Origin of the sequence: Acinetobacter sp. YH12052, from assembly GCF_013419835.1 — a bacterium.
GTDB lineage: Bacteria > Pseudomonadota > Gammaproteobacteria > Pseudomonadales > Moraxellaceae > Acinetobacter > Acinetobacter amyesii.
Genome location: NZ_VOZI01000001.1, coordinates 254,325 through 271,375, shown reverse-complemented (window position 1 = coordinate 271,375; position 17,051 = coordinate 254,325). Strand labels below are relative to the sequence as shown.

Annotated in this window: 20 protein-coding genes; 14 read left to right on the top strand and 6 right to left on the bottom strand. The window is 40.6% G+C overall.

Going from position 1 to position 17,051, the window contains the following annotated elements:
• The 3 genes from FTU06_RS01270 to FTU06_RS01260 form a co-directional block, all read left to right on the top strand.
• A partial coding sequence (locus FTU06_RS01270) for a DUF2345 domain-containing protein (protein ID WP_180144438.1) occupies positions 1–467 on the top strand: 467 nt, incomplete at its 5' end.
• On the top strand, positions 468–1,259 hold the full coding sequence (locus FTU06_RS01265) for a hypothetical protein (protein ID WP_067764051.1): 792 nt from the start codon (positions 468–470) through the stop codon (positions 1,257–1,259).
• 128 nt (positions 1,260–1,387) lie between these two features.
• Complete coding sequence (locus FTU06_RS01260; protein WP_180144436.1) at positions 1,388–1,867, top strand: hypothetical protein; 480 nt, start codon at positions 1,388–1,390, stop codon at positions 1,865–1,867.
• Positions 1,868–2,404: 537 nt separating this feature from the next.
• On the opposite strand, the gene FTU06_RS01255 is transcribed toward FTU06_RS01260, so the two are convergent.
• Positions 2,405–4,117, bottom strand: coding sequence for an electron transfer flavoprotein-ubiquinone oxidoreductase (locus tag FTU06_RS01255; protein WP_180144433.1), 1,713 nt, complete (start codon positions 4,115–4,117; stop codon positions 2,405–2,407).
• A gap of 194 nt (positions 4,118–4,311) precedes the next feature.
• Between FTU06_RS01255 and FTU06_RS01250 the strand changes: the two genes are divergently transcribed.
• The 5 genes from FTU06_RS01250 (at position 4,312) to FTU06_RS01230 (ending at position 8,748) form a co-directional block, all read left to right on the top strand.
• Complete coding sequence (locus tag FTU06_RS01250; protein ID WP_180144430.1) at positions 4,312–4,920, top strand: DUF1285 domain-containing protein; 609 nt, start codon at positions 4,312–4,314, stop codon at positions 4,918–4,920.
• Between the two features lie 48 nt (positions 4,921–4,968).
• Positions 4,969–5,853, top strand: a complete 885-nt coding sequence (gene murI, locus FTU06_RS01245) for a glutamate racemase (protein ID WP_180024507.1) — start codon at positions 4,969–4,971, stop codon at positions 5,851–5,853.
• A 121-nt stretch (positions 5,854–5,974) separates the two neighbouring features.
• Positions 5,975–7,003, top strand: coding sequence for a DUF4062 domain-containing protein (locus tag FTU06_RS01240; protein ID WP_067764038.1), 1,029 nt, complete (start codon positions 5,975–5,977; stop codon positions 7,001–7,003).
• A 65-nt stretch (positions 7,004–7,068) separates the two neighbouring features.
• Entirely contained in the window at positions 7,069–8,091 is a 1,023-nt protein-coding gene (gene hemH / locus FTU06_RS01235) for a ferrochelatase (RefSeq protein WP_180144427.1), read from the top strand.
• Between the two features lie 12 nt (positions 8,092–8,103).
• Positions 8,104–8,748 carry an MBL fold metallo-hydrolase gene (locus FTU06_RS01230; protein WP_180144424.1) on the top strand — a complete coding sequence of 215 codons (645 nt, stop codon included), beginning with the start codon at positions 8,104–8,106 and terminating at the stop codon, positions 8,746–8,748.
• Between the two features lie 86 nt (positions 8,749–8,834).
• Here the strand turns inward: FTU06_RS01230 and FTU06_RS01225 are convergent, their stop codons facing one another.
• On the bottom strand, positions 8,835–9,020 hold the full coding sequence (locus FTU06_RS01225) for a DNA gyrase inhibitor YacG (protein ID WP_078189771.1): 186 nt from the start codon (positions 9,018–9,020) through the stop codon (positions 8,835–8,837).
• A gap of 83 nt (positions 9,021–9,103) precedes the next feature.
• Between FTU06_RS01225 and FTU06_RS01220 the strand changes: the two genes are divergently transcribed.
• The 3 genes from FTU06_RS01220 (at position 9,104) to FTU06_RS01210 (ending at position 11,450) form a co-directional block, all read left to right on the top strand.
• Positions 9,104–9,754, top strand: coding sequence for a DUF938 domain-containing protein (locus tag FTU06_RS01220; RefSeq protein ID WP_180144458.1), 651 nt, complete (start codon positions 9,104–9,106; stop codon positions 9,752–9,754).
• Between the two features lie 6 nt (positions 9,755–9,760).
• Entirely contained in the window at positions 9,761–10,966 is a 1,206-nt protein-coding gene (locus tag FTU06_RS01215) for a TIGR03862 family flavoprotein (protein ID WP_180144422.1), read from the top strand.
• Positions 10,967–11,039: 73 nt separating this feature from the next.
• Positions 11,040–11,450, top strand: coding sequence for a GFA family protein (locus tag FTU06_RS01210; RefSeq protein ID WP_180144419.1), 411 nt, complete (start codon positions 11,040–11,042; stop codon positions 11,448–11,450).
• Between the two features lie 139 nt (positions 11,451–11,589).
• Here the strand turns inward: FTU06_RS01210 and FTU06_RS01205 are convergent, their stop codons facing one another.
• Complete coding sequence (locus FTU06_RS01205; protein WP_168377944.1) at positions 11,590–12,165, bottom strand: hypothetical protein; 576 nt, start codon at positions 12,163–12,165, stop codon at positions 11,590–11,592.
• A gap of 9 nt (positions 12,166–12,174) precedes the next feature.
• Positions 12,175–12,951 carry a class I SAM-dependent methyltransferase gene (locus FTU06_RS01200; RefSeq protein ID WP_078189766.1) on the bottom strand — a complete coding sequence of 259 codons (777 nt, stop codon included), beginning with the start codon at positions 12,949–12,951 and terminating at the stop codon, positions 12,175–12,177.
• Between the two features lie 116 nt (positions 12,952–13,067).
• Here FTU06_RS01200 and FTU06_RS01195 point away from each other — a divergent pair, with 116 nt between their 5' ends.
• From FTU06_RS01195 to FTU06_RS01185, 3 genes are all read left to right on the top strand, one after another.
• Complete coding sequence (locus FTU06_RS01195) at positions 13,068–14,339, top strand: alpha/beta fold hydrolase (protein WP_180144455.1); 1,272 nt, start codon at positions 13,068–13,070, stop codon at positions 14,337–14,339.
• Positions 14,340–14,463: 124 nt separating this feature from the next.
• A complete protein-coding gene (locus FTU06_RS01190) occupies positions 14,464–14,655 on the top strand; it encodes a hypothetical protein (protein WP_078189765.1) in 192 nt (63 codons plus the stop codon).
• Between the two features lie 97 nt (positions 14,656–14,752).
• Positions 14,753–15,706 carry a 2-hydroxyacid dehydrogenase gene (locus tag FTU06_RS01185; RefSeq protein WP_168377942.1) on the top strand — a complete coding sequence of 318 codons (954 nt, stop codon included), beginning with the start codon at positions 14,753–14,755 and terminating at the stop codon, positions 15,704–15,706.
• Between the two features lie 143 nt (positions 15,707–15,849).
• On the opposite strand, the gene FTU06_RS01180 is transcribed toward FTU06_RS01185, so the two are convergent.
• Positions 15,850–16,359 (bottom strand): hypothetical protein, encoded by a 510-nt coding sequence (locus FTU06_RS01180; protein WP_180144416.1) that lies wholly within the window; start codon positions 16,357–16,359, stop codon positions 15,850–15,852.
• Positions 16,360–16,470: 111 nt separating this feature from the next.
• Positions 16,471–16,959: a hypothetical protein gene (locus tag FTU06_RS01175; protein WP_180113705.1), complete on the bottom strand. Its 489-nt coding sequence runs from the start codon at positions 16,957–16,959 to the stop codon at positions 16,471–16,473.
• Positions 16,960–17,051: the final 92 nt, after the last annotated feature.

Sequence of the window (17,051 nt, the reverse complement as noted above, 5' to 3'; positions counted from 1 at the left end):
AAGTTGAAATCCAAGCGCAAGGAGATGGGGCGGATCTGATTGCACGAAAGGGTATTCAAATTATTTCCACTGAAGATACAGTCGAAATTAAAGCGAGCAAAAAAATCGTGCTAACTGCTGGTGGTAGCCAGATTGAAATTAGTAGTGCGGGTGTATTACCGACAACTAGCGGTAAGTTTGAAGTGAAGGCAGGGCAGCATAAGTTTGTGGGGCCTCAACAAGTAAATGTTCCAATCACAACCTTGCCAAATGAACTGAAAAGCTTCAGTCAACAAATTAAGGTCATAGATCATACTCAAAAAATAATGCCAAATGAAAAATATGTGATTGTAAAACCAAATGGAGAATACTTGGCTGGAATAAGTGACATTAACGCAATGACAAAACGTATTTTTACTCAGCAGAAGGAAAAATTAAGAATTTTGGTTGGTCAAGATGCTGAAGATTTTTTAAAGGATAATAATTAAATGAGTCAAATGGTTGATACACAAGAAGGAAAGCCTGAAACTGAAATTAAAATTGATAATTATTCTTTGTTGGTTGGATTTGAAGCAAATTTAGCAGAAACAGCTTTTGTTGAACGCAAAGTAGGTATTTTAAAAAATAAAGTTGAAAAAGTTCAAATTTTGCAAGGGGAGGGTAGTGATTATGGCCATGCTTTCTTTTACATAACCAAAAATAATGTTGTGGAGGCCTTTTTTAGTTTTGGCCCAACAGAAGAGTTGGGAGATATAGAATATAAAAAAGGTGAAGAAGAGATAGACGGAAATGAAAAAATTTATGCAAATGGATACGTAAATAAAAGGCCAAGTACAACTTCTTATTTAATTTATGAAGTTGTTCAAATATTTAAAATAAATATCACGGAAAAAAAATTTCATAAAATTAAACAAAAAGTAGCAAAAGTTGAAGCGGCAGTGCTTAAAGGAAAACCTTATAATGTAATTTTGAATGATACCTGTGCTGAAGAAGCAGAAGATATTTTAGATGATGTCATTGATGACTTGCCAAATGGAAAAGGATACATTGAAATTGATGGAAAAATTCCCCCTTTTAGGGTGGTAAATCCATATATGTGGTGTAGTCAATTTTATAAAAAATATGGAGATAATGCTTACATTTATCCTGAATATCCCGAGGATGGTAAAGGTGTCGATTTATTTGATGCTGATGGTGAGCATGATTTCAGTGTATCATCGTGGAAGTTGGAAAATGGTCAACTTGATCCTTTGTTTGAGAATGGCTATTACGAAAATTAATTTCAAATCATACTTGTAAGGGATATGGAATGCGTATTTTTTTACTAGTAATCGTATGGGTAAGTACTAGTTTTTTCGGCTGTTATGCAAATAATAGTGTTAATGATAAGTCGATAAATGGATTGAATATGAATAATGAATTTATTTCAAAAAATAATATTAATTACCAATTATTAATTGAAAGAATTATTTTTTGTGTAAAAAATGGAGATTTTAATAAATCAGATTTAATGCTTGGTAAATTAGAAATTTTAGCCCACAAAAATAATAACTTTAAGAAGGAGCAAGGAGTATATTTTAATATCCCGAACTTTCCAGACTTGCAAGTTAATTTAATTAAAAATGTTGGTGATTCTGAATGGAGTGTTATTAAATTACATAGTAAAAATGTATTTTATACTAAATTTATCCCAAATTTTAATGATAATTTTTTTGAAAATAATAGTTCTTTAAATTTTAAGAAAATTGATTTTGACTCAAGATTAAGTAATTATAGGTATATATATTCTTATGAGGGATTGTTTGATGTTATATTTATTGTAAAATCTGAACAATATAGAAAACAGAAGCATCCTAATAACTTTCAAGCGCTTGAAATAAGAAGGTAGTTGATTTTTTTATAATAATTTAAAATTAACCCGCCTAAGCGGGTTTGTTGTCTCAAGCAAACTCAATATTTTATAGACTTATAAGTTTATTAAATAAAGATATTGGGTTTAAAGCTATCATTTTAAATTTTTGGTGAAATTAAATTACTTGTTTTAAAAAAATAATACTTAAATATAGATGGGCTTTGTTGCACAAAGATTTCATAACTATATGATTTTAAAAGTTTTGATTATTTTTTGATCCAAAATTAAATTTATTTAAATCAGATGCTTACATATTTATGCAACAAAGCCCTACATAGATGAAATTTAAATTTTTATTTTAGGCTTAGTGAAATTATTTCTTTTAATTATTTATAAAATATCTAAATCTAATGGATATAAAATAACAAATTGATAATTATTTAAAATAAACTAATTATGAAATTGATTTTTTATAGGAATTAGTTTTTTTGTAATAATATTTATTTAAAGAGTGTGATTGTATATTAAAAAATAAACCCGCATTAAGCGGGTTTATTTCAATCTCAAAAGAGATTACATATTAGGATAATTAGGACCACCACCACCCTCAGGTGTTACCCAAGTAATGTTTTGAGATGGATCTTTAATATCACACGTCTTACAGTGAACACAGTTTGCCGCGTTAATTTGGAAACGCTTAGAACCGTCATTCTCTTCCATAATTTCATAAACACCAGCAGGGCAATAGCGCTGAGCAGGCTCATCCCATTTTGGTAAGTTCACATTTACTGGAATAGAAGCATCTGTCAGTTTCAAGTGAGCAGGCTGGTTCTCTTCGTGAACGGTATTCGATACGAATACTGAAGACAAACGGTCAAATGTAATTTTACCGTCTGGTTTTGGATAATTCGGTTTGAAGTTCGCAGCATCGACAGTTTTTAAAGCGCTGAAGTCTGGCTGTAAGTCATGTAGTGTAAATGGCACTTTAAAGATGTTTTGATCAACAAAGTTGAACGCACCACCCATCCATTGACCAAACTTATGCATAGCAGGGCCGAAGTTACGAGAGTTATATAACTCTTCTTTCAACCAACTGTTGTTGAACTTGTCTGTGTACGCAGTTAACTCTTTAGCGAAGAAGTCTTCACCTTCAGTCACACGTGCAATGGCAAGGTCACCACCTTTTTCCACACCCGCAGCAATCGCTTCAAATACAGCTTCACCGCACAGCATGCCTGATTTCATTGCTGTATGAGAGCCTTTGATTTTCGCAAAGTTTAGGAAACCTGCGTCATCACCAATTAAGCTACCACCTGGGAAAGTGAATTTAGGTAGTGAGTTGAAGCCACCTTTTACAACCGCACGTGCGCCATAAGAAATACGCTTACCACCCTCAAGATATTGCTTGATCAGTGGATGTGTTTTCCAGCGCTGCATTTCCATAAATGGATACATGTGTGGATTGGTGTATGACAAGTCAACGATCATACCCAAAGTCACTTGGTTGTTTTCAGCGTGGTATAACCACCAACCGCCTGAAGAACCTGTTTCATTTAAAGGCCAACCTGCACCGTGCATCACCAAACCTGGCTTGTGTTTAGCAGGATCGATTTCCCAAAGTTCTTTAATACCAATACCGTAATGTTGCGGATCAGCATCTTTATCTAAATTGAACTGAGCAATCAGACGTTTACCCAAGTGACCACGACAGCCTTCAGCAAATAATGTGTATTTGGCATGAAGTTCATAGCCAGGAGTAAAGTTATGCGTTGGTTCGCCATCTTTACCAATGCCCATGTCACCAGTCTGAATACCTTTCACAGTACCATCTTCGTGGTAAAGGATTTCAGACGCTGCAAAACCTGGGAAAATAGACACTTCTAATTCTTCAGCTTTAGCGCCCAACCAACGAACCACATTACCTAACGAAATAACATAGTTGCCATCGTTATGCATGGTTTTAGGCACCATCCAATGTGGTGCTTCTTGTGATTTTTCATCAGACAATAAGAAGAAGGTTTTATCTTCAGTCACAGGCACATTTAACGGTGCACCTTGTTCTTTCCAATCTGGGAACAATTCATTCATTGCGCGAGGTTCAAGCACAGCACCTGATAGAATATGCGCACCCACTTCGGAGCCCTTTTCCACGACACAAACGGACAGATCGTTTAGGTTATTTTCAATTGCAAGTTGACGAATTTTAATCGCAGCAGATAGGCCGGCAGGACCTGCACCGACGATAACTACGTCAAACTCCATCGATTCACGTTCGATGTGTTCCATGTAGGACTCCTCATATTTCGGAAGGTGGCATCCATTCAATTCATTTAAATGGTGCTGCCATGAGTGTTCTTAATGCCCAGACACAATTTTTCTATCGTGTCTTTGATATTGTGGGCTAGTATAGTTTTAAACCGAGTTCTAGCCAATTGGCTGAATCATATTATTTTTCCGTCACTAAGGTATTTATTAGGCGGATGAAGCAGCAATTGAACGAAAACCCGACGAAAAAATTCATTAATAGGGATGATAGAAATTTAATGAACATTGCACAATACTTAAAAGATGGACAGTCCGGTCACAAAAGGTCAATCCCCCCATTAGATCAATGGCATCCAAAGCATTGTGGTGCAATGGATCTGAAGGTTTTAGCCAATGGAGAATGGTGGCACGATGGTCAATTGATCAAACGCCAAGCGCTTATTGACTTGTTCTCGACAGTACTATGGAAAGAAGAAAGCAAGTTCTATTTAAAGACCCCAGTCGAGCAGATTGAAATACAGGTAGAAGATGAGCCTTTATTTGTTAATCAAGTCGATATGCTTGAGCTAGAAAACAAGCGCTATATCCAGTTTACGACCACAACACAAGACGTGATTGTTGTGGATGATGAACATCCTATTTTTATGCGTGAATATCAAGGTGAATTGCGCCCCTATGTACATGTGCGTTTTGGAATTAATGCACTGATCCAGCGTGCCGCATTCTTTCATTTGGTTGAGATGGGTGAACTGCTTGAAAATGAAAAAGGTGAATCCATTTTAGTGTTACAAAGTGGTGATTTGAGCTTGCAATTAGGCACCTGAGGTTTAAGCTTTCCACCTTGTCATTCTGAACAACATATAAGTGATCCTATGACCGCCATTCACCCCATTTACCCACTGGATGTACCCATGCCGAAAGCTGGCGCAGATGCACCGATCGGTTTATTTGATTCGGGGATTGGTGGCTTATCTGTGGCTTTAGAAATTGCGCGCTATTTGCCGAATGAACGTATTGTGTATTATGCCGATACTGCACATGTACCCTATGGGCCACGTGATGATCAAAATATACGTGAATTGACTGCACATGCCATAGAGTGGTTATACCGCCAAGGCTGTAAAGTCGCTGTCGTGGCATGTAACACGGCATCTGCTTTTAGTTTGGATTATTTGCGTGAACATTATGGGGAGAACTTCCCCATTATTGGTTTAGTTCCTGCGTTAAAGCCTGCCGTTCTGCAAACAAAAAGTAAAACAGTGGCTGTTCTTGCAACACCTGCGACATTTCGTGGAAAGTTGATTAAAGATGTGATGCATCGTTTTGCTGAGCCGGCAGGGGTCAATGTTCTGACTGTGACCAGTTTGGAATTAGTACCCTTTGTAGAAGCAGGTGCGCAGATGAGTGAGGCTTGTCTTAACACATTAACTGATGTTTTACAGCCAGTTGTAAATCAAGGTGCAGATTTTTTAGTGCTTGGATGTACACATTACCCCTTCCTAAAATCGGCAATTCAGTATATTTTTGGTCAGAAGCTGACATTAATTGACTCAGGTTTTGCAGTTGCACGACAAACAGCCCGAATTTTGATTAAAAATGAGTTATTATTTGATCAGAAAAGAGAAAATTGTTTGCGTATAGAGTGCTATGTCAGTGGCAATAATGCGGAAAATTTAAAACCGGTTGTGGCGCGCCTGATTCAAGATGATATTTCTTGGAACATTGCCAACATCGGACTTATAAGTTCAGAAGACTAAATCAGTCATTTTGGACAACGTTAAATGAAAAAATTAATTTTTTATTGGGGTAGTCATGTCGCATTTTCCAGCTAAGATCAATTCGATGCTGAGTGCGTTATGCAGCGGGAGAGGATCACTAATGCTCGATAAGCGTTATCAAGTATTCATTTCCACATCTGGTAGCGAAATGCAGCCAGAACGGATTATTTTGGCTCAGACGCTTGTGGGAATGGGGTTTTTCTCATGGGGGCTAGAACAACGCACACCATTGAGCACTGCTTTTGCACGTCGTCAAATTGACGATTGTGACTATGTGATGATTTTATTGGGCAGTCAATACGGTGAGCAGTCTGTGTCTGGTGTAGGCTATATGCACCTTGAATACATCTATGCGGTGACCAAGCAAAAACCTGTCATTGTGTTTATGCATGATGATCCAGATTCACGTGATGATGCGTTACATGATGCTAAACCTGAACTTCGTGAAAAATTTAAAGAATTTAGAAAACTATTACAAAATGAAGTTGATCAAGTTTTTACCTATCGTAGTTTGCGTGATTTAGAAATGGCAGTTCGATTGAACATGCCACAAATGCTAGAACGCTATCCTGTTACAGGTTGGGTGCGACCACAGAATACTCAAGCTTTACATGATGAAATTGATCGTTTAAAAGCCCAGTTAGTTCAACTCGAAACAGAGTCGGGAAAACGCGAAGTTGATCCGTTCTTATCTTTACCAAAAGTGTCGATGCATGAACTATTTTCATTTGAATACCGCATGCACGCTTATCAAGATGGTAATTTCAAAGAATTAAAAGTACAGAAGAAAATGACGTGGGCGCAGCTCTTGTCGATTTTAGGCGCAACCTTTGTTAATCCAACCCCTGAAGAATTCTTCTCTAAACGAATGAATGAGTTTTTGAATGAAACAGGTTTGGATGATGCACGTATTGAGATGCCACGTGCGCATGCGGTTGCGCGGGCACAAGTGAATATTCGTGCTTTACACAGCATTAAAAGCCAGATGCGGCAGAATGACTGGATTGTGCCCAATGGCCGAGATGACCGTCAACGCATGTTGTGGCAAGTGACCAGTAAAGGTCAAAAATTACTAGAAAGTAATTTGTTGGATAATGATCGAGTTTTTCAATTTAAATCTGCATATTAATCTATTTTATTAAATGGATAAAAAGCTGCTACATTAGCGTCATTCAAATTGATGGAAAAAGCGTAATGTTGCCTGTCGAGAAAGCTAAAGTCACCATTATTCTGGCGAATCTAGGTACGCCTGATGCGCCAACTGTGCCCGCAGTGCGTCGTTTTCTGCAACAGTTTTTGTCAGATCAGCGGGTGATTGAAATCCCGAAACCGATATGGCAAATCATTCTACGTTTGTTTATTTTGCCATTTCGACCTAAACGTGTTGCACATGCTTATGACATGGTTTGGGGTAATGATTCGCCCATGCGTGAAATTTTATTTGAGCAAGTCGCCGCAGTAAAACAGCATCTCACAGCAAAATATCCAGAATTTGAACTGAATGTGATTCCGGCCATGACTTATGGTAATCCAGGGATTTCTACCGCTTTAGCGCAATTGGCTGAGCAGCCTCAAGACCACATTCTATTATTTCCGTTGTTTCCACAGTATTCAGCAACATCTACGGCACCTTTATACGATGCCATTGCTAAATGGATTCCACAGCAGCGTAATTTGCCGGGTCTGAGCATTATTCGTGACTACTATCAGCACCCGCTATTTATTCAAGCATTAGCGCAAAGTGTGCGTGATTATCAAGCGGAGCATGGGTTCGCGGATAAGTTACTGATGTCTTTTCATGGCATTCCACAGCCTTATGCAGACAAGGGTGATCCCTATGCTGACCGTTGCCGTGTGACTGGGCATTTGGTTGCAAAAGCCTTGGGTTTAACTGCTGAACAGTATGAAATTAGTTTCCAATCGCGTTTTGGTAAGCAAGAGTGGGTGAAGCCTTATACCGATGCCACCTTAGAAGCATGGGGCAAACAAGGCGTGAAATCGGTACAGGTCATGAGCCCAGCATTTTCAGCGGATTGTTTGGAAACGCTAGAAGAGTTGGCGCTGCAAAATGCTGAAATTTTCCAAGCAGCAGGAGGTGGCGAATATGGTTATATTCCCGCATTAAATGCGCGGGATGATCATGTTGGATTGCTCAATTTATTACTTCAAGCTAATCTTGATGCCTTAAAGCAAACATTAGCCCATTCATCGCCTTGAGGTTTTCGCCCTATGTTGCAAGTTAAAATCGTGCCCGTCACGGCATTTCAACAAAACTGTTCCATTGTTTGGGACTCTGAGTCGAAAGAAGCGGTCTTGATTGATGCAGGGGGAGAGCCGGAAAAATTAAAAGCCGAAGTTGAAGCGCTCGGTTTAACGGTCAAAGCCTTGTGGTTGACACATGGCCATTTAGACCATGCAGGTGCGGTTGGCGCATTAACCCAAGCTTGGAATGTTCCAGTGATTGGCCCGCATAAAGAGGATGCATTTTGGTTGGACATGATTCAGGAAGTTTCTGCGAAATATGGTTTCCCGATCCCTGACAATGTCCATGTGACCCAATGGTTGGAAGGCGGCGAAACCTTGAAGCTGGGTGCAGAAGAGTTTGAAGTGCGTTTTGCACCGGGGCATACACCGGGCCACGTCATGTTCTATAACGCTAAATATGGTGTGTTATGGACGGGTGATGTTTTATTTAAAGGTTCTATCGGCCGTACTGACTTTCCGCGTGGCAATCATCAGCAGCTATTAGACTCGATTCAACGCGAATGCTTTAGTTTACCAGACGATACTCAGTTTATTTCTGGACATGGGCCAATGAGTACCATTGGCTATGAAAAGCAGCACAATCCTTTTGTTGCGGGTAAAGCCGGTTAAGCAATATGCTTTAACTGGATTCGGTAAAATAAAAAAAGGTCTACTAGGTTAGACCTTTTTTATATTTAAATCTGAGCTAAACGTATTTAGAACTGATCTTCTTCACGGCCGCCATCAGCCTGAGGTGCATCTTGTGTCGGCAGACGATATTCATCATTGGCCCATGCACCGAGATCAATCAATTTGCAACGATCTGAGCAAAACGGGCGATATTCATTATTTTCCCAAGTCGTCAATGCGCCGCAGCGTGGACAATTCATGGTGGTGGGCATGCTTAACTCCAGCAAAAACGGATGATTCAATTAGGCAAATACAGTCGCAGTTGTTAGACTTATGCCGTTCTGTTTAGTTTGATCTGTTTATGCCTATTCGTCAATTTCAAGCGCAGCGTATGCGAGCTCCCCGTGATTTTCAGCCGATTGATTCCACACCGATTTGTGTGGAAATTGGGGCTGGTAAAGGTAAACACGCATTATTATTTTCAGCCAATCACCCTGAATTTCAATTGATTGCTGTTGAGCGTACACGTGAAAAATTTCTGGCAATGCAAAAGCAGCATCAACTTGAGTGGCAAAACAATTTAACTCCAATTCATGCTGATGCATTACCTTGGGTAGTACATGCCTTACATCCTGCGCAAGTACAGCAATTCTTTATTTTGTATCCAAACCCTGAACCGCATAATCCTGCACAGCGCTGGTTAAATATGCCGTTTTTTGAATTTCTATTGTCGCGTTTGCAGCCGGGTGGTCAGATTACCTTGGCCAGTAATATTCCTGAATATATTGAGGAAGCGCAGCAGCAGTTAATTGATGTTTGGAAGCTGCCTTTTGTCAAAGAACGCATTGCAGAGACTTCAGCACGTACACACTTTGAGATTAAATATCTAGAACGTGGTGAGTTGTGCCAACAATTATTGGTGACTAAACCCGCTGGCTATACCACACGTTTTGATGATTTTCAGCCGCTACAAGGCAAGCAACCCACCGAAGCATCTGCGGAATAATTGGGCATGACTCAGCGTATTGCAATCATTGGGGCAGGTCCTGCGGGATTGATGGCGGCGGAAGTGCTTAGCCAATTTGACTATGACATTCATGTTTATGAGCAAAAACCATCGGCAGCCCGTAAATTTTTAATGGCTGGCAAGACGGGGCTGAATATTTCGCATGCAGAACCCGTTGAACAATTTGTGCAGCGCTATGATCAAGTGGAATGGCTGAGCCCATGGGTTAAGCAGTGGGATGCAGCATGGATTCAACAGTGGATGATGGGGCTGGGCATTGAAACCTATATTGGTTCATCAGGTCGGGTCTTTCCTATTGAAATGAAAGCTGCGCCTTTGCTGCGAGCCTGGTTAAAACGTCTTAGTCTAGACGGGGTGCAGTTTCATTATCGACATCAAGTTTTGGACTTACAGTCCAATCAGCTAACGATTCAAAACCTTGTTGATGAATCAAGTCAAGTGCTTGGCTTTGATGCGATTATTATGGCATGTGGCGCAGTGTCTTGGTCACGTTTAGGCAGTGATGGCGCATGGCAAAAATGGCTGCAGCCTGAGAGCATTGAAACTTTTCGAGCCAGTAATGCTGGCGTGGAACGCGCTTGGTCGAAGTTTATGCAGCCTGTGTTTGGACAGCCCTTAAAGCGAGTCAATGCATGGGTCGATCAAGCCGAGCCGACCCAAGGCGATATCATCATTTCACACTATGGGCTGGAAAGTGGATTGATCTACAAACAAGGTCGAGCACTGCGTCAACAGGTGAAATCTGCTCAGCCCATGCAGCTGACTTTGGACTTATTGCCAGATCAAAGTGTTGAGCAATTGGCAAAGAAACTACAGCCTTCGAAAAAGCAGTCTTTAACCAATGTTTGGCGTAAAGCCGGTTTAGATGCGGCGAAAGCTGCGCTGGTCCGTGAACTGGTGGATAAATCTTTTTGGCATGAGCCGGCCTTACTAGCAGCGAAAATTAAACATTTAGATATTCAACTTGACGGATTTCGCCCGATAGATGAGGCGATTAGCTGCGCAGGTGGTGTGAAGCGTTCAGTCCTAAATGATGGCTTACAATTGAAGAGCAATCCTGCAGTATTTGCTTGCGGTGAAATGTTGGATTGGGATGCGCCTACTGGAGGCTATTTACTAACAGCCTGCCTTGCAACCGGTCGAGCAGCGGGTGAAGGGGTTCAAAACTATCTGGTTTCTTTGCAGAACTAAGCGCTTCAAATTGTCACAATCTTGCTGAGGAGTTGTGATATTTTGAGATGAAATTCTTCTAAGAAAGACCACTATGCGCGTACAAGAACAATATACCGGAAGCTGCTTGTGTGGGGCGGTTTGTTATGAGATCAATGGTCCGATCGGTGAGATCATGCAATGTCATTGTTCTCAGTGCAGAAAAGCCAATGGTACGGCATTTGCGACCAATGCCCCGATTGCTAAAGCAGATTTTAAAATTGTAGCCGGTGAGCAGTTTCTGAAACAGTATGCGTCTACCGCTACCACACAGCGCTGTTTTTGTAGTGAGTGTGGTTCGCCGATCATCAGTATAAAGGCTGAAACGCCTGATTATTACCGCTTACGTATAGGCACCTTAGATACACCTCTGACGCAGAAACCAACCTGTCATATCTTTGTCGCATCCAAAGCAGAATGGGATGATATCGCAGGTGATTTACCACAATATGCTGAACGACCATAGCTAAAATCAAGATTGAGCAATAACATCAAGGGCATGGATGTGCCCTTGAAATTGAGTTTATTTTGTGTCTTTTAGCTCGTGTTACCTTCTCATTCATCCATATTGAATTTGGGTGCATAGATTGCAACAGGGTGGATGATTAGGGTTGTCGAGTTTTTTGTAGTTCAGGATATTGTTCTTGCCAATGTCCCAATTGTTCTTGAGCATGAATAAACTGACCGAGACCTTTGACACTATCACTAGGATTTTTTAACTCGCCATCGGCTGCTTGATTTTTCTCACGATAAATTTGTGATTGATTGTCCCAGTACTGATACATCAAGCCTTGAATATAACGGCCTTGCTCAGTTTTCATTTCGAGTTCTTTGAGCATATTCAGCGCCGACTGGATGTTGTCACGCTTACGCTGTGTAGCAAATTCATCGGTGAGTTTTCCTTCCTCACGCAGTTTCATCAGCTCATCTTCCATCTCATCGCTAATTTGACTAAAGCTCTCGTCATATTGTGTCAGTAGCGTTAAGTCGTGTAGATCATCTGGGGTCTTGGCAAAGTTTTTAATAGGATCACTATTCAGCTCTTTCATGATTTGATCATCGGAACTGATTTCACTATTTTGTTCCACCGTTTTTGATGATTTTTCACATGCAGTGAGTCCTAGCACCGTACCCATGAGGAAGATGACACTGAGTTTCTTTAAAGAGATTGGCAAGAGCATAATCGTGTCCTAATGTGTTTTTCTAAAGATATAGACATGCGTGATATACGGAAAATCAATGAAATCCTGTGCAGTCTTTTGGGTTGATTCAGCCACGATATTTTCAAATTGTTGTTTCAGTTTTTGTTGTTCATCCGGGCTTAATGCTGCAATAAAACTGGTGGACAATAATCGTTTGGAAACCACGTGTTCCACTGTACCATGATGCAATTGTTGAAAGGTGGTTTCGGCAATTAATTTAAATTTTTGCTGCTGCTCAAACACTTTTTGCCATTGCCCACTATGATAACGTGGTGTGTCACCTTCGAGCTCACTCAAGACATCAGCGAGTTGTTTGACCCAATTGACTTGGATATCACGTTGGTTCCAAATCAATACAAGATCCCCATTGGGAACTAAGATACGACTGATTTCATTGAGGGTTTCAGGGGTGGCAAACCAATGAAAAGACTGGGCACAAAATACCGCTGCCACAGAATGATCATGCAGTGGAATCTGATCACTTTGGGCGGCTAAAGTTGCAATATGCGGATGTTTTTTCTGCAATTGTTGCAGCATTTCATGCACAGGTTCGATCGCGGTGATATTTTCACTGAGTGGGCGAATATACTCGAGAAATTTGCCTGTACCTGAGCCTAAGTCCACCAGATGGGCTTGAGGGGCTAAAGCTAAATGTTGTTGTAGCCACGCACTGATTTCAATCGGGTAGTCAGGGCGGGCTTGTTGATAGAGTTCAGCTGCAGAGCTAAAGCCTTGTTGTGCGGCAGGATGTATTGAATGTGTCATATTCTGCACTTTTTAATCTGTATGGCCTCTATAAAATAGCATATTCGGAACAAGATAAACTTTGAATGCAACAAGGAAGGAAAAGCGTGACGCAACAAGGACTGGAGCAAAGTACAATGGAAAAGCACATCATTTTTGAAGATGATCAAATTCGTGTCATTTTTCAGCCTGGCAGTTCTCGTGAGCTTATTTTCTCCTTCGGTGATTTGATTACCCGTGCCAAAGGTTTGAGCATTAATGCTGAGAAGTCTTTGCAAAAATATGGTTTTAATGTGATCGGTGTGATGCCGAAACAAAAATCGTGGTTTCCAGCATCGTCAATGCAACCGATGTATCAAGCCATCAAGCCGATCCTAGAGCAATTTGAGATGCGTATTGCCTATGGTGGTTCCATGGGCGGCTATGCTGCCATTAAGTATGCCAATTTATTTGGATTTCAGCGTGTGGTCAGTATGGTGCCGCAGTACTCCATCGACCCAGACGATATTGTCGATACACGCTATGGCATGTTCTTTCAACCCAATCTGCATGCCAATATGCGGGTGCTTGCTGAAGACGTATCGACTACACGTGAATATATCGTGGTGTATGATCCTTATTGTCCAGAAGATCGCGCACACTTTGAAAAACTACAGGCCTTAATTCCGCATGTGCATGTGTTACATCTGCCGTTTACAGGGCATGATGCCATTGCGGTATTGGCGAGTTCTGAACTGTTAAATGATTTCTTGAGACATCCTTTTGATGCGCCGTATTTTTATCAAAAAATGCGTCGGGTTAAGAAAAACAGCAAATTTTATTATCGAAAAGTTATCGAAAATTTACTGACTCGCCATCGAGATGCCTTGGGTGAAATTTTAAAAAGTAATTCGTTTCAGCTTGATCCACAATTTTTTGATGCCAAACAAAAGCAGACCTTATTACGAGTATTGTTTAATAACAAACAAGTCAGTGAGCAAGATCTGCAAAAGTTGGGGATCACAACTTTTGTGCCACAGGATAATCGTAACCTGTTACTCGACCAGTTTGATCATGGTTTAGTGTTTAACGTGATTAGCCAAAAAATTGAAAGCTATGCAGCCGGTGTGATTGCACTGAATCACAAGTTTTTGATCCCTTTGCAGCCGAAGGGCACAGGCCTGGTATACGTACAAGTCCAAGATGAGCGTTACATGGTGGTGATGAATGACCGTCAGGTAATGAAATTGGTCTTAGCTCAAGATGAGCTTGCGACAGGTATGCATCCGATTTTAATGCAGAAATATGTGGGCTATTACACGCTGAACTATAAAGAAATGCGTTTGAGTAGTGATGAATTCGGTCAAATCTTCTTTGTCGAAAATGCCGATGCATCTTGTCAGTTCGTGGTGCAACCCGAACAGATTTAAGCTCGACATTTAGTTGAAAATCCAAAGCTTGCTAATTTGTAGGAAGAGATTATGATGAGAGAAAGGCAGTATAAAAAACAATCATACTGCCCAAAACATCATAAGGAATATGAGGGGTATCAGTATGCATTCAACACAGATGCTTGCTGTATTATTCATCTTAGTGCTGACCATGGGTTCAGCCTATGCACAGGGGGTTAGTTCAAGCATACTGATTTTTAGCAGCAGTATGTTGTTACTTACGATACTGACCATTTATGTCATACTCAAAATTCGAAATTCACTGCAACATCATCTCGATAAACCCGCGAAATAGCGTGTTTTTTTATATGCTGTTCGATTGCACTTTGGTGCATCACAGGTTTTAATCATTCACAATCGAATCTTTATAATCGGCCAGAAGGGAAGCAGCCATGAAAGCGGTATTTCTAGATTATCAGTCTCTAGATAAACAGGACTTAGATTTTAGCGGACTAGAAGCACAGTTTGATGACTTGACGCTCTATCCCGCAACAACGGCTGCAGAGGTTACTCAGCGCATACAAGGGGCTGATGTGATTATCAGCAATAAAGTACACATCAATGCTGAGCACATGCAGCTCAATCCGCAATTAAAACTGATCTTGATTTCTGCTACTGGCACCAATAACGTTGACCTTGTACACGCACAGCAACAAGGCATCGTGGTGTGTAATTGCCAAGCTTATGGCACCGCTGCAGTCGCACAGCATACCTTGATGTTAATGTTGAACTTGGCGACATCATTTCGACAGTATGATCGGGCGGTTCAACAGGGAAATTGGCAAAAAGCGGATCAGTTCTGCTTACTGGATTTTCCAATTATTGAGTTGGCTGGTAAGACTTTGGGGATTGTCGGCTATGGCGAATTGGGGCAAGCCGTGGCACATTTGGCTAAAGCTTTTGGCATGAAAATTATGATTGGTGCGCTACCGAATCGCCCCATGGCGGCTGAGCGAGTGGTATTTTCTGAGATGCTAGCGCAGGTCGATTTTCTGAGTTTGCATTGTCCTTTAACTGATGAAACTCGTGATTTACTCAATCATGAAAGCTTGGCTCAAATGAAAGCATCGGCCTTTGTGATCAATTGCGCACGAGGTGGTGTTGTCAATGAATCTGCATTAGCCGAGGCATTAAAATCAGGAAAGATCGCAGGCGCAGCAACCGATGTCTTGACGGTAGAGCCACCCAAGCAGGGTAATGTGCTGCTCGACCCAAGTATTCCAAATTTAATCATTACCCCACATAGTGCATGGGGAAGCGTCGATGCACGACAACGCATTGTGCAGCAATTGGTGGAAAATGTAGAAGCCTTTGAAGCGGGCCATCCTCGTCGTCAGGTCAACTAAATTTTGTCTTTAACACTGCTTTTTCTGTGTTGGATTGATGCTTTTACAGCTCTGTATGGCATTGACCGTACGTGCGGTATATCTCTGTAAGCAATAACACTTTTACAGTGTGGTGAATCGCTTCAAAGTGAAGATGCACAGCATTAACAGGCTTTAATGAAGGCTGGTTTGAAATGATTTTTGATCCGCTCAAATTCAAGTTCAGTCTTGATACTGTTTGGCATCATGATTCGTAAATAACTTTTTTCGAGTTTAAAAGGCTCTTTGGTATTGGGTACAGGATTAAAGCCACCATTTGGGTAGATCAAATTTGTCTCATAGGCACGTAAAATCTGATCATTGTGAAAATAGAAACTTGTTAGGCTTTGATAGGATTCACCAAAAACATAGAGGTTTATTTTGCATTGACCATCAAGTTGATACAACGTCGCTTCATTGCCTTCAGTCGATTTGTATTCTTCGTCATCTAGCATCTCTAAGGTTTGTAATAATTTACCTTCGGCATCATGGTTATATTGGTATGAATCGTACAATTGGGGAAAAATAGTCTGCAACTGTGGATAACTTTTCAACAATTGTGGAAAACGTTGTAAGCCAATCACAGAGCCAACGCAGAGCAGAATACTAAGCAAGATACCAAATAAAATTCGCATTTTTTTCTCATTAATTCATTGTTTTTATAGGCATAGGCCAAAGACCAAAAGCATTCAATTTTGGTTTTAAAAAAGCCCAACCAAAGTTGAGCTTTTAAATGTGCTGTTAAATTATAAATCAGTCACTGGATAGGTCGTAGACGTCGAACTCGATGGATAGCTACTTTGTGGATATTGATTATTATTTTGCCCCGCATTATTGCTTGGAGCCGTATTAATAGTATTGCCTGAAGACGGTTCACTCAACGACTGTTGGCTAATGGGCGCAGGTTGGCTAGTTTTACCTGTAATATTTTCACGGGTTTGTTTCAATTTTTCATTGACGTTTTGAGTGGCTTGCTGTGCGCCCTGATCAACCTGTTGCACTGTATTTTGAGTAGCAGTTTTCGTATTGTCCCAAGCTTGGTCAACCGAAGGCTTAATTTTAGAAATTCCACGTTCAGTCATTTCACCAATATTTTTAGCAGCACCGACCACGCCTTCTTGGGCTTTATAGGCCCACACATGCAATAAATTTGGATTATCGCCATAAGGGCTCACAGGTTTTTTCGCTTGTTGCTCAGTACTTTGCGCTGCTGTGTTTTCTTGTGCCCAAAGCATGGGTGTCGTGAATATTAAGCTTAGGCATAACGTTGCTTTTAATGAAATTTTCACAGCTTCACCTCTGAATTTTATAGATTTTCTATCTGATG

Coding starts and splice junctions, on each gene's coding strand:
- FTU06_RS01185 (WP_168377942.1), top strand. CDS start 14,753: ATGAAAGCGGTATTTCTAGATTATCAGTCTCTAGATAAACAGGACTTA.
- FTU06_RS01200 (WP_078189766.1), bottom strand. CDS start 12,951: ATGACACATTCAATACATCCTGCCGCACAACAAGGCTTTAGCTCTGCA.
- FTU06_RS01195 (WP_180144455.1), top strand. CDS start 13,068: ATGGAAAAGCACATCATTTTTGAAGATGATCAAATTCGTGTCATTTTT.
- hemH (WP_180144427.1), top strand. CDS start 7,069: ATGTTGCCTGTCGAGAAAGCTAAAGTCACCATTATTCTGGCGAATCTA.
- FTU06_RS01175 (WP_180113705.1), bottom strand. CDS start 16,959: ATGCTTTGGGCACAAGAAAACACAGCAGCGCAAAGTACTGAGCAACAA.
- FTU06_RS01225 (WP_078189771.1), bottom strand. CDS start 9,020: ATGCCCACCACCATGAATTGTCCACGCTGCGGCGCATTGACGACTTGG.
- FTU06_RS01255 (WP_180144433.1), bottom strand. CDS start 4,117: ATGGAACACATCGAACGTGAATCGATGGAGTTTGACGTAGTTATCGTC.
- FTU06_RS01215 (WP_180144422.1), top strand. CDS start 9,761: ATGACTCAGCGTATTGCAATCATTGGGGCAGGTCCTGCGGGATTGATG.
- murI (WP_180024507.1), top strand. CDS start 4,969: ATGACCGCCATTCACCCCATTTACCCACTGGATGTACCCATGCCGAAA.
- FTU06_RS01180 (WP_180144416.1), bottom strand. CDS start 16,359: ATGCGAATTTTATTTGGTATCTTGCTTAGTATTCTGCTCTGCGTTGGC.
- FTU06_RS01190 (WP_078189765.1), top strand. CDS start 14,464: ATGCATTCAACACAGATGCTTGCTGTATTATTCATCTTAGTGCTGACC.
- FTU06_RS01250 (WP_180144430.1), top strand. CDS start 4,312: ATGAAGCAGCAATTGAACGAAAACCCGACGAAAAAATTCATTAATAGG.
- FTU06_RS01210 (WP_180144419.1), top strand. CDS start 11,040: ATGCGCGTACAAGAACAATATACCGGAAGCTGCTTGTGTGGGGCGGTT.
- FTU06_RS01260 (WP_180144436.1), top strand. CDS start 1,388: ATGAATAATGAATTTATTTCAAAAAATAATATTAATTACCAATTATTA.
- FTU06_RS01240 (WP_067764038.1), top strand. CDS start 5,975: ATGCTCGATAAGCGTTATCAAGTATTCATTTCCACATCTGGTAGCGAA.
- FTU06_RS01230 (WP_180144424.1), top strand. CDS start 8,104: ATGTTGCAAGTTAAAATCGTGCCCGTCACGGCATTTCAACAAAACTGT.
- FTU06_RS01205 (WP_168377944.1), bottom strand. CDS start 12,165: ATGCTCTTGCCAATCTCTTTAAAGAAACTCAGTGTCATCTTCCTCATG.
- FTU06_RS01265 (WP_067764051.1), top strand. CDS start 468: ATGAGTCAAATGGTTGATACACAAGAAGGAAAGCCTGAAACTGAAATT.